General features: G+C 54.3%; 8 protein-coding genes and 1 pseudogene. All 9 read left to right on the plus strand.

The features are described 5' to 3' along the window. Window positions 1-358, plus strand: a pseudogene (gene tuf, locus DXX3274_RS22545) (elongation factor Tu); the annotation flags it as partial. Window positions 359-592: 234 nt separating this feature from the next. Continuing rightward, entirely contained in the window at window positions 593-976 is a 384-nt protein-coding gene (gene secE, locus DXX3274_RS01750) for a preprotein translocase subunit SecE (protein WP_033568032.1), read from the plus strand. A 1-nt stretch (window position 977) separates the two neighbouring features. Next, entirely contained in the window at window positions 978-1,523 is a 546-nt protein-coding gene (gene nusG, locus DXX3274_RS01755) for a transcription termination/antitermination protein NusG (RefSeq protein ID WP_015848189.1), read from the plus strand. A gap of 148 nt (window positions 1,524-1,671) precedes the next feature. Further along, entirely contained in the window at window positions 1,672-2,100 is a 429-nt protein-coding gene (gene rplK / locus DXX3274_RS01760) for a 50S ribosomal protein L11 (RefSeq protein ID WP_015855385.1), read from the plus strand. A gap of 3 nt (window positions 2,101-2,103) precedes the next feature. Next, the gene (gene rplA / locus DXX3274_RS01765; RefSeq protein ID WP_038663349.1) at window positions 2,104-2,808 is read left to right on the plus strand and encodes a 50S ribosomal protein L1; all 705 of its coding nucleotides are present in this window, start codon (window positions 2,104-2,106) and stop codon (window positions 2,806-2,808) included. A gap of 319 nt (window positions 2,809-3,127) precedes the next feature. Continuing rightward, on the plus strand, window positions 3,128-3,625 hold the full coding sequence (gene rplJ / locus DXX3274_RS01770; protein WP_012882962.1) for a 50S ribosomal protein L10: 498 nt from the start codon (window positions 3,128-3,130) through the stop codon (window positions 3,623-3,625). Between the two features lie 66 nt (window positions 3,626-3,691). After that, window positions 3,692-4,060 carry a 50S ribosomal protein L7/L12 gene (gene rplL / locus DXX3274_RS01775; RefSeq protein WP_015855383.1) on the plus strand — a complete coding sequence of 123 codons (369 nt, stop codon included), beginning with the start codon at window positions 3,692-3,694 and terminating at the stop codon, window positions 4,058-4,060. Window positions 4,061-4,383: 323 nt separating this feature from the next. Next, window positions 4,384-8,412, plus strand: a complete 4,029-nt coding sequence (rpoB, locus tag DXX3274_RS01780) for a DNA-directed RNA polymerase subunit beta (protein WP_042858248.1) — start codon at window positions 4,384-4,386, stop codon at window positions 8,410-8,412. 107 nt (window positions 8,413-8,519) lie between these two features. Next, on the plus strand, window positions 8,520-12,743 hold the full coding sequence (gene rpoC / locus DXX3274_RS01785; protein WP_038917499.1) for a DNA-directed RNA polymerase subunit beta': 4,224 nt from the start codon (window positions 8,520-8,522) through the stop codon (window positions 12,741-12,743). Window positions 12,744-12,854: the final 111 nt, after the last annotated feature.

Raw genomic sequence — 12,854 nt, forward strand, 5'->3', positions numbered from 1 at the left:
GGTTCTGCTGCGTGGTACCAAGCGTGATGAAGTTGAGCGTGGTCAGGTTCTGGCCAAACCGGGCTCAATCAAGCCGCACACTCAGTTCGAATCTGAAGTGTATATCCTGAGCAAAGACGAAGGTGGCCGTCACACGCCGTTCTTCAAAGGCTACCGTCCGCAGTTCTACTTCCGTACAACTGACGTGACAGGCACCATCGAACTGCCGGAAGGCGTAGAAATGGTAATGCCGGGCGACAACATCAAGATGGTCGTAAACCTGATCGCGCCGATCGCGATGGACGACGGTCTGCGTTTCGCTATCCGTGAAGGCGGCCGTACTGTAGGCGCCGGCGTGGTTGCCAAAGTTATCGCTTAATTGCTGATAAAATTTGACGCAACATGCGGTAAAAGGGCATCATTTGATGCCCTTTTTCTACGCTGTTGTCGTAGAACCTATCTCATCAGCGATTGTGCAGTATAATCATTGGTGAGATAGGCTCTGTGTAAGCGGTGTGAGTCCCGGATTGCTTGATTTTAGAATACTTTCCGGTCTGGTTTGCCCTTACGGCAGGGCAAAATTATTTGTCTGAATCTAGTGACAGGTTGGTTTATGAGTGCGAATACCGAAGCTCAGGAGAGCGGGCGTGGTCTTGAGGCGCTGAAATGGCTGGTCGTTGCAGTATTACTGATCGCGGCAATTGTAGGTAATTACTACTACCGTGAATTCAGCTTGCCGCTGCGTGCATTGGCTGTAGTTATTTTAATTGCTGCTGCGGGCGGCGTGGCATTGCTGACGACCAAAGGCAAAGCAACTGTTTTGTTTGCGCGTGAAGCCCGGACCGAAGTTCGCAAGGTGATCTGGCCGACCCGACAGGAAACATTGCACACCACTCTGATCGTTGCTGCTGTAACTGCCGTTATGTCGCTGATTCTGTGGGGACTGGATGGCATTCTGGTGCGTCTGGTATCGTTTATTACTGGCCTGAGGTTCTAAGATGTCTGAAGCTCCAAAGAAACGTTGGTACGTCGTTCAGGCGTTTTCTGGCTTTGAAGGTCGCGTAGCACAGTCTCTGCGTGAACATATTAAGCTCCATAACATGGAAGACCACTTTGGTGAGGTGATGGTGCCGACCGAAGAAGTGGTTGAAATTCGTGGCGGCCAGCGTCGCAAGAGCGAGCGCAAATTCTTCCCGGGTTATGTGCTGGTACAGATGGTGATGGATGATGCCAGCTGGCATTTGGTCCGTAGCGTACCGCGCGTCATGGGGTTCATCGGCGGGACGTCCGATCGCCCTGCGCCGATCAGCGATAAAGAAGTAGACGCTATCATGAATCGCCTGCAGCAGGTTGGCGACAAGCCGCGGCCGAAAACGTTGTTCGAACCGGGCGAAATGGTGCGCGTCAACGATGGTCCGTTTGCCGATTTCAACGGCGTGGTGGAAGAAGTCGATTACGAGAAAAGCCGCCTGAAGGTTTCCGTCTCCATCTTTGGTCGAGCGACCCCTGTCGAACTGGATTTCAGCCAGGTTGAAAAAGGCTGATCACTGCCTAAATTCGATACTTGTATCCGGCGCGAAATTGACCTACAATTTCGCGCCTTTGTTTTATGTGTCATTAAGACGCATAACATGTTTATAAAACGCGGGGAGCTTCTTCGTGAAGCGTTATTACCCATTAGAGGAAAGCTAAATGGCCAAGAAAGTACAAGCCTATGTCAAGCTGCAGGTTGCAGCTGGTATGGCTAACCCGAGTCCGCCAGTTGGTCCGGCTCTGGGTCAGCAGGGTGTTAACATCATGGAATTCTGTAAGGCATTCAACGCCAAAACAGAAAGCCTGGAAAAAGGTCTGCCGATTCCGGTTGTTATCACTGTTTACTCCGACCGTTCCTTCACCTTCGTTACCAAAACTCCGCCGGCATCCGTACTGCTGAAAAAAGCGGCTGGTATCAAGTCTGGTTCCGGTAAGCCGAACAAAGACAAAGTGGGTAAAGTGACCCGTGCTCAGGTTCTGGAAATTGCCCAGACCAAAGCGGCGGACATGACGGGTGCCGACGTGGAAGCCATGGCGCGTTCCATTGAAGGTACTGCTCGTTCCATGGGCCTGGTAGTGGAGGACTAAGAAATGGCTAAGCTGACCAAGCGCATGCGCGTGATCCGTGAAAAAGTTGATGTAACCAAACAGTATGACATCAACGAAGCCGTTGCCCTGCTGAAAGAGCTGGCCACTGCTAAATTTGTTGAAAGTGTTGACGTTGCCGTAAACCTGGGCATCGACGCACGTAAATCCGACCAGAACGTCCGTGGCGCGACTGTACTGCCGCACGGTACTGGCCGTACTGTTCGCGTCGCTGTATTTACTCAGGGTGCCAACGCTGAAGCTGCTAAAGCTGCCGGCGCTGACCTGGTAGGTATGGATGACCTGGCTGAGCAGATCAAGAAAGGCGAGATGAACTTCGACGTAGTTATTGCTTCTCCGGATGCAATGCGCGTTGTTGGTCAACTGGGCCAGATCCTGGGCCCGCGCGGCCTGATGCCGAACCCGAAAGTGGGTACTGTAACCCCGAACGTTGCTGAAGCTGTGAAAAACGCTAAAGCCGGTCAGGTGCGTTACCGTAACGACAAGAACGGTATCATCCATACCACTATCGGTAAGGTTGATTTCGACGCTGACAAACTGAAAGAAAACCTGGAAGCTCTGCTGGTTGCGCTGAAAAAAGCCAAACCGGCTCAGGCGAAAGGCGTTTATATCAAGAAAATCAGCCTGTCCACCACCATGGGTGCTGGCGTTGCCATCGATCAGAGCGGCCTGAACGCAGTCGCAAACTGATAGCTTTTGTTCCTCTTTACCCGGGCGAGGGATTTCTTTATAATCTTACGCCCGTTGTTCTGTGCTGTAAATGAACAAGAGACGATTTTTCGGTTGGAGCCTGGCCTAATCCAGGCCTCCGTCCAAGACCGCAGGTGTTTCGTCAGAAACTTAATTTTCCTGCGTAGACGGTGACAGAGCCTAAAGAACATTTTTATTCTTTTTTAAAGAATAGTCCTGCTGGATTCTGCTCACCGTGTTTCAGCGCCTGTCTCCGTTTTGGCGACAGGTGAAGTGAGTTCCGGAGATTTTCTCCGGCTAAATCCAGGAGCAAAAGCTAATGGCATTAAATCTTCAAGACAAACAAGCGATTGTTGCTGAAGTCAGCGAAGTGGCCAAAGGCGCGCTGTCTGCGGTAGTTGCGGATTCTCGCGGCGTTACCGTAGATAAAATGACTGAACTGCGTAAAGCAGGTCGTGAAGCTGGCGTATACATGCGTGTTGTTCGTAACACCCTGCTGCGCCGCGTCGTTGAAGGCACTCAGTTCGAATGCCTGAAAGACACGTTTGTTGGTCCGACCCTGATTGCATACTCTATGGAACACCCGGGCGCTGCCGCTCGTCTGTTCAAAGAGTTCGCGAAAGCGAATGCAAAATTTGAGGTTAAAGCTGCGGCCTTTGAAGGTGAGTTGATTCCGGCGGCTCAAATTGACCGTCTGGCAACGCTGCCGACTTACGAAGAAGCAATTGCACGCCTGATGGCGACCATGAAAGAAGCCTCTGCTGGCAAACTGGTCCGCACTCTGGCTGCTGTTCGCGATCAGAAAGAAGCTGCTTAATCGCGCTTTTCCTGTTATCGCATTTGCTAACGTATAAACTTTTTCTGATTGTTAGGAACAATTGTCATGTCTATCACTAAAGATCAAATCATTGAAGCAGTAGCGGCTATGTCTGTAATGGACGTTGTTGAGCTGATCTCTGCAATGGAAGAAAAATTCGGCGTTTCTGCTGCTGCCGCTGTTGCTGTAGCTGCTGCTGGCCCGGCTGAAGCTGCTGAAGAGAAAACCGAGTTCGACGTTATCCTGAAAGCTGTTGGCGCTAACAAAGTTGCTGTTATCAAAGCAGTTCGTGGCGCAACTGGCCTGGGTCTGAAAGAAGCGAAAGACCTGGTTGAGTCTGCTCCGGCCGCTCTGAAAGAAGCCGTAAGCAAAGATGACGCTGAAGCTCTGAAAAAATCTCTGGAAGAAGCTGGCGCTGAAGTTGAAGTTAAATAAGCCAACCCTTCCGGTTGCAGCCTGAGTTATCAGGCTGATGGCTGGTGACTTTTTGGTCACCAGCCTTTTTGCGCTGTAGGGTGTCGGTAGCGTTTCACACTGTTTGACTACCGATTTCCCGTCAATGCTTGTTTCTATCGACGACTTAATATATTGCGTCAGGGTGCCTGCTCTGTGTAAAGCGCAATGAAATGGTTTAAGAGTGATAGAAACAGGTATTGCGGAAAGTGTTCCACTTTCCGATCGACATAAATGGTGTCGCATGAACCGCCCTTTTCAGGGTGGACAAAGTGGGTCGACTTGTCAGCGAGCTGAGGAACCCTATGGTTTACTCCTATACCGAGAAAAAACGCATTCGTAAGGATTTTGGGAAACGTCCACAAGTTCTGGATATCCCATATCTCCTTTCTATCCAGCTTGACTCGTTCCAGAAGTTTATCGAGCAAGATCCGGAAGGCCAGTACGGTCTGGAAGCTGCATTCCGTTCCGTATTTCCTATCGCAAGTTACAGCGGTAATTCCGAGCTACAGTACGTGAGTTATCGTCTGGGTGAGCCGGTATTTGACGTTCAGGAATGTCAAATCCGCGGCGTTACCTTCTCCGCGCCGCTGCGCGTGAAACTGCGTCTGGTGATCTACGAGCGCGAAGCGCCGGAAGGCACCGTTAAAGACATCAAAGAACAAGAAGTGTACATGGGCGAGATTCCGCTCATGACCGACAACGGTACCTTTGTCATCAATGGTACTGAGCGTGTTATCGTTTCTCAGTTGCATCGTAGCCCGGGCGTGTTCTTTGACAGCGACAAGGGTAAAACCCACTCCTCCGGTAAGGTGCTGTATAACGCACGTATCATTCCTTACCGTGGTTCCTGGCTGGATTTTGAATTCGACCCGAAAGACAACCTGTTTGTCCGTATCGACCGTCGCCGTAAACTGCCTGCTACCATCATTCTGCGTGCGCTGAGTTACTCCACCGAAGAAATTCTGGATCTGTTCTTCGATAAAGTGGTGTACGAAATCCACAACAACAAGCTGCAGATGGAGCTGGTGCCGGAACGTCTGCGTGGCGAAACCGCGTCGTTCGACATCGAAGCTGACGGTAAAGTCTACGTTGAGAAAGGCCGCCGCATCACCGCGCGCCATATTCGTCAGCTGGAAAAAGACGGCATCGAGCGCATTGAAGTGCCGGTCGAATACATCGCCGGTAAAGTGCTGGCTAAAGATTACGTGGATGAAAGCACCGGTGAAGTGATCGCTATGGCGAACATGGAACTGTCGCTGGATCTGCTGGCTAAACTGAGCCAGGCGGGTCATAAGCGTCTCGACACGCTGTTCACCAATGATCTGGACCACGGTCCGTACATGTCCGAGACCCTGCGTGTCGACCCGACCAACGATCGCCTGAGCGCGCTGGTCGAAATCTACCGCATGATGCGTCCGGGCGAGCCGCCGACACGTGAAGCAGCCGAGACCCTGTTCGAGAATCTGTTCTTCTCCGAAGATCGTTACGATCTGTCCGCGGTTGGTCGTATGAAGTTCAACCGTTCTCTGCTGCGCGAAGAAATCGAAGGTTCCGGGATTCTGAGCAAAGCGGACATTATCGATGTGATGAAAAAACTCATCGATATCCGTAACGGTAAGGGCGAAGTCGACGATATCGACCATCTGGGCAACCGTCGTATCCGCTCCGTGGGCGAAATGGCGGAAAACCAGTTCCGCGTCGGTCTGGTGCGTGTTGAACGTGCGGTGAAAGAGCGTCTGTCTCTGGGCGATCTGGATACGCTGATGCCGCAGGACATGATCAACGCCAAGCCGATTTCCGCAGCGGTGAAAGAGTTCTTCGGTTCCAGCCAGCTGTCCCAGTTTATGGACCAGAACAACCCGCTGTCCGAAATTACGCATAAACGCCGTATTTCCGCGTTGGGCCCAGGCGGTCTGACCCGTGAGCGCGCCGGCTTTGAAGTTCGAGACGTACACCCGACCCATTACGGCCGCGTATGTCCTATCGAAACGCCGGAAGGTCCGAACATCGGTCTGATCAACTCGCTGTCTGTGTACGCGCAGACCAACGAATACGGCTTCCTGGAAACCCCGTATCGCCGTGTACGCGATGGCGTGGTGACCGACGAAATCCATTACCTGTCGGCGATTGAAGAAGGCAACTACGTTATTGCTCAGGCGAACACCAACCTGGATGACGAAGGTCACTTCATCGAGGAACTGGTTACCTGCCGTAGCAAGGGCGAATCCAGCTTGTTCAGCCGCGATCAGGTTGACTACATGGACGTTTCCACCCAGCAGGTAGTCTCCGTGGGTGCGTCCCTGATTCCGTTCCTGGAGCACGATGACGCCAACCGTGCCCTGATGGGTGCGAACATGCAACGTCAGGCGGTACCGACTCTGCGCGCTGACAAGCCGCTGGTGGGCACCGGGATGGAACGTGCGGTCGCGGTGGACTCCGGTGTAACCGCCGTTGCCAAACGTGGCGGTACCGTGCAGTACGTGGATGCGTCCCGTATCGTGATCAAGGTTAACGAAGATGAAATGTACCCGGGCGAAGCCGGCATCGACATCTACAACCTGACCAAATACACCCGTTCCAACCAGAACACCTGCATCAACCAGATGCCGTGCGTGTCGCTGGGCGAACCGGTTGAGCGCGGCGATGTGCTGGCCGACGGCCCGTCCACCGATCTGGGTGAACTGGCGCTGGGTCAGAACATGCGCGTCGCGTTCATGCCCTGGAACGGTTACAACTTCGAAGACTCCATCCTCGTTTCCGAGCGTGTGGTGCAGGAAGACCGCTTTACCACCATCCACATTCAGGAACTGGCGTGCGTGTCCCGTGACACCAAGCTGGGGCCTGAAGAGATTACCGCCGATATCCCGAACGTGGGTGAAGCAGCGCTCTCCAAACTGGATGAATCCGGCATCGTTTACATCGGTGCGGAAGTGACCGGCGGCGATATTCTGGTTGGTAAAGTGACGCCGAAAGGCGAAACCCAGCTGACGCCGGAAGAGAAGCTGCTGCGCGCCATCTTCGGTGAGAAAGCGTCTGACGTGAAAGACTCTTCTCTGCGTGTGCCGAACGGCGTTTCCGGTACGGTTATCGACGTGCAGGTCTTTACCCGCGATGGCGTGGAAAAAGACAAACGCGCGCTGGAAATCGAAGAAATGCAGCTCAAGCAGGCGAAGAAAGACCTGACTGAAGAACTGCAGATTCTGGAAGCCGGCCTGTTTGCCCGTATCCATGACGTGCTGGTTGCCGGCGGCGTCGAAGCGGACAAACTGGACAAGCTGCCGCGCGAGCGTTGGCTGGAACTGGGTCTGACCGACGAAGAGAAACAGAACCAGCTTGAGCAACTGGCTGAGCAGTACGACGAACTGAAACACGAATTCGAGAAGAAACTCGAAGCCAAACGCCGCAAAATCACCCAGGGTGATGATCTGGCGCCGGGCGTGCTGAAGATCGTCAAAGTGTATCTGGCTGTTAAGCGTCAGATCCAGCCGGGTGACAAGATGGCAGGCCGCCACGGTAACAAGGGTGTTATCTCCAAGATCAACCCGATCGAGGATATGCCTTACGACGAGAACGGCACGCCGGTCGATATCGTACTGAACCCGCTGGGCGTACCGTCACGTATGAACATCGGTCAGATTCTGGAAACCCACCTGGGTATGGCTGCCAAAGGCATCGGCGATAAGATCAACGCCATGCTCAAGCAGCAGCAGGAAGTGGCCAAGCTGCGCGAGTTTATCCAGAGAGCCTATGACCTGGGTAACGACGTGCGCCAGAAAGTCGACCTGAACACCTTTAGCGATGAAGAAGTGCTGCGTCTGGCGGAAAATCTGAAGAAAGGTATGCCGATCGCCACGCCGGTGTTCGACGGTGCCAAGGAAAACGAGATCAAAGAGTTGCTGAAACTCGGCGATCTGCCGACTTCTGGTCAGATCCGTTTGTTCGACGGCCGTACCGGCGAGCAGTTCGAGCGTCCGGTTACCGTGGGCTACATGTACATGCTGAAACTGAACCACCTGGTGGATGACAAGATGCATGCCCGTTCTACCGGCTCTTACAGCCTGGTTACCCAGCAGCCGCTGGGTGGTAAGGCGCAGTTCGGTGGTCAGCGCTTCGGTGAGATGGAAGTGTGGGCGCTGGAAGCTTACGGCGCAGCCTATACCCTGCAGGAAATGTTGACGGTGAAATCCGATGACGTGAACGGCCGTACCAAGATGTACAAAAACATCGTGGATGGCGATCACCGGATGGAACCAGGCATGCCGGAATCCTTCAACGTACTGTTGAAAGAAATCCGCTCCCTGGGTATCAACATCGAGCTGGAAGAAGAGTAATCCCAGCACGATAGCGCTGCGAGCATTCGTTACAGGGGCACCTGAACCGTGTTTTTAACGGCATGGTTCAGGTGTCTGACAGGTCTAACTCCGACAGGAGCCAATCCGTGAAAGACTTATTAAAGTTTCTGAAAGCGCAAACTAAAACCGAAGAGTTTGATGCGATCAAAATTGCTCTGGCCTCGCCAGACATGATCCGTTCCTGGTCTTTTGGTGAAGTGAAAAAGCCAGAAACCATCAACTACCGTACGTTCAAACCGGAACGTGACGGCTTGTTCTGCGCCCGTATTTTTGGGCCGGTAAAAGACTACGAGTGCTTGTGCGGTAAGTACAAGCGCCTGAAACACCGTGGCGTGATTTGTGAGAAGTGCGGCGTTGAAGTGACCCAGACCAAAGTGCGCCGTGAGCGCATGGGCCACATCGAGCTGGCGTCTCCGACCGCTCACATCTGGTTCCTGAAATCCCTGCCGTCCCGTATCGGCCTGCTGCTGGATATGCCGCTGCGCGATATCGAACGTGTACTGTACTTCGAATCCTATGTGGTGGTCGAAGGCGGGATGACCAATCTGGAGCGCCGTCAGATCCTGACTGAAGAGCAGTATCTGGATGCGCTGGAAGAGTTCGGTGACGAATTCGACGCCAAGATGGGCGCCGAGGCGATCCAGGCTCTGCTGAAAAACATGGATCTGGAGCAGGAATGCGAACAGCTGCGCGAAGAGCTGAACGAAACCAACTCCGAGACCAAGCGTAAGAAGCTGACCAAGCGCATCAAGCTGCTGGAAGCGTTCGTGCAGTCCGGCAACAAGCCGGAGTGGATGATCCTGACCGTGCTGCCGGTGCTGCCGCCGGATCTGCGTCCGCTGGTTCCGCTGGACGGCGGTCGTTTCGCGACCTCCGATCTGAACGATCTGTACCGTCGCGTGATCAACCGTAACAACCGTTTGAAACGCCTGCTGGATCTGGCTGCGCCGGACATCATCGTACGTAACGAAAAACGTATGTTGCAGGAAGCGGTGGATGCGCTGCTGGATAACGGCCGTCGCGGTCGTGCGATCACCGGTTCCAACAAGCGTCCGCTGAAATCGCTGGCTGACATGATCAAAGGTAAGCAGGGTCGTTTCCGTCAGAACCTGCTGGGTAAGCGCGTGGACTACTCCGGTCGTTCCGTTATTACCGTTGGTCCGTACCTGCGTCTGCACCAGTGCGGTCTGCCGAAGAAAATGGCGCTGGAACTGTTCAAACCGTTCATCTACGGCAAGCTGGAACTGCGTGGTCTCGCTACCACCATCAAAGCCGCCAAGAAAATGGTGGAACGCGAAGAAGCAGTGGTATGGGATATCCTGGATGAAGTCATCCGCGAGCACCCGGTACTGCTGAACCGTGCGCCGACCCTGCACCGTCTGGGTATTCAGGCGTTCGAACCGGTACTGATCGAAGGTAAAGCCATCCAGCTGCACCCGCTGGTGTGTGCGGCGTATAACGCCGACTTCGACGGTGACCAGATGGCTGTTCACGTACCGCTGACGCTGGAAGCCCAGCTGGAAGCGCGTGCGCTGATGATGTCCACCAACAACATTCTGTCGCCGGCGAACGGCGAGCCGATCATCGTTCCGTCTCAGGACGTGGTGTTGGGTCTGTACTACATGACCCGTGACTGTGTTAACGCCAAAGGCGAAGGCATGGTGCTGACCGGCCCGAAAGAAGCGGAGCGTATCTATCGCGCTGGCCTGGCTTCGCTGCACGCTCGCGTGAAGGTGCGTATTACCGAACACCAGAAGAACGCGCAGGGCGAGTGGACGCAGAAAACCAGCCTGATCGACACCACCGTGGGTCGTTCTATCCTGTGGATGATCGTGCCGAAAGGTCTGCCTTACTCCATCGTCAACCAGGCGCTGGGTAAGAAAGCGATCTCCAAGATGCTGAACACCTGCTATCGCGTGCTGGGTCTGAAGCCGACGGTTATTTTTGCCGACCAGATCATGTACACCGGTTTTGCTTACGCGGCGCGTTCCGGTTCTTCCGTTGGTATCGACGATATGGTCATTCCGGCGAAGAAAGTGGAAATCATCAGCGAAGCGGAAGCCGAAGTTGCCGAGATCCAGGAGCAGTTCCAGTCTGGTCTGGTAACCGCGGGCGAACGTTACAACAAAGTCATCGATATCTGGGCCGCGGCGAACGAGCGTGTGGCCAAGGCGATGATGGAAAACCTCTCTACCGAAACCGTTATCAACCGTAACGGCGAAGAAGAGAAACAGGTTTCCTTTAACAGCATCTTTATGATGGCCGACTCCGGTGCGCGTGGTTCTGCGGCACAGATTCGTCAGCTGGCGGGGATGCGTGGTCTGATGGCGAAGCCGGACGGCTCCATCATCGAAACGCCGATCACCGCGAACTTCCGTGAAGGTCTGAACGTACTCCAGTACTTCATCTCCACCCACGGTGCGCGTAAAGGTCTGGCGGATACCGCGTTGAAGACAGCGAACTCCGGTTACCTGACTCGTCGTCTGGTTGACGTGGCGCAGGACCTGGTGGTGACCGAGGACGATTGCGGTACCCACGAAGGCATCATGATGACGCCGGTTATCGAAGGCGGCGACGTGAAAGAGCCGCTGCGTGAGCGCGTACTGGGCCGTGTGACGGCGGAAGACGTGCTGAAACCGGGCACCGCAGACATTCTGGTTCCGCGCAACACGCTGCTGAACGAGAAATGGTGTGACCTGTTGGAAGAAAACTCGGTCGACGCGGTGAAAGTGCGCTCCGTAGTAGGTTGTGAAACCGACTTCGGCGTGTGCGCCAAGTGCTACGGTCGCGACCTGGCGCGTGGTCACATCATCAACAAAGGTGAGGCCATCGGGGTTATCGCGGCGCAGTCCATCGGTGAACCGGGTACTCAGCTGACGATGCGTACGTTCCACATCGGTGGTGCGGCATCTCGTGCGGCAGCTGAATCCAGCATTCAGGTGAAAAACAAAGGTAGCCTGAAACTGACCAACGCCAAGTTCGTTAAGAACAGCGCCGGCAAGCTGGTTATTACCTCGCGTAACACCGAGCTGAAACTGATCGACGAATTCGGTCGTACCAAAGAAAGCTATAAAGTGCCTTACGGCGCGGTCATGGGCAAAGGCGATGGCTCAGAAGTTAACGGTGGCGATACCGTAGCGAACTGGGATCCGCATACCATGCCGGTTATCACCGAAGTGGGCGGTAGCATTCGCTTTACCGATATGATCGACGGCCAGACGATTACTCGTCAGACCGACGAACTGACCGGCCTGTCCTCCATCGTGGTACTGGACAGTGCGGAACGTACCGGTGGCGGTAAAGACCTGCGTCCGGCGCTGAAAATCGTTGACGCTAACGGCGACGACGTACTGATTCCGGGCACCGACATGCCGGCGCAGTACTTCCTGCCGGGCAAAGCGATTGTCCAGTTGGAAGACGGTTCTCAGATCGGCGCGGGTGACACCCTGGCGCGTATTCCGCAGGAATCCGGCGGTACCAAGGATATTACCGGTGGTCTGCCGCGCGTTGCCGACCTGTTCGAAGCCCGTCGTCCGAAAGAGCCGGCGATTCTGGCGGAAATCAGCGGCGTGGTGTCCTTCGGTAAAGAAACCAAAGGCAAACGTCGTCTGGTGATCACGCCGGTTGACGGCAGCGAACCGTACGAAGAGATGATTCCGAAGTGGCGTCAGCTCAACGTGTTCGAAGGCGAACGTGTGGAACGCGGCGACGTGATTTCCGACGGTCCGGAATCTCCGCATGACATCCTGCGTCTGCGCGGCGTACACGCGGTAACCCGTTACATCGTGAACGAAGTGCAGGAAGTTTACCGACTGCAGGGCGTGAAGATTAACGATAAACACATCGAAGTTATCGTTCGTCAGATGCTGCGTAAAGGCACCATCGTCAATCCGGGCAGCTCTGAGTTCCTGGAAGGCGAGCAGGTGGAAATGTCGCGCATCAAGATCGCCAATCGTCAGTTGGAAACGGACGGCAAGATTTCGGCAACCTACAGCCGCGACCTGCTGGGTATCACCAAAGCGTCTCTGGCTACCGAGTCCTTCATCTCCGCTGCGTCGTTCCAGGAAACGACCCGCGTGCTGACGGAAGCGGCGGTTGCCGGTAAACGCGATGAACTGCGTGGCCTGAAAGAGAACGTCATCGTGGGTCGTCTGATCCCGGCCGGTACCGGCTATGCGTACCATCAGGATCGCATGCGCCGCCGTCAGGCTGGCGAAGTCCCGGCAGTGGCTCAGGTGAGCGCGGATGAAGCATCTGCCAACCTGGCTGAACTGTTGAACGCGGGCTTTGGCAGCAGCGACGACGAATAACCGTCAGTTTCACCGATAATAAAAAACCGTACCTTAGCGATAAGGTGCGGTTTTTTTTATATTCTTATTTCACATGAAGATCTTTTATTGACGACCGTGACTGTTTAAAAA

The organism is Dickeya sp. NCPPB 3274 (assembly GCF_000406205.1).
Classification (GTDB): domain Bacteria; phylum Pseudomonadota; class Gammaproteobacteria; order Enterobacterales; family Enterobacteriaceae; genus Dickeya; species Dickeya fangzhongdai.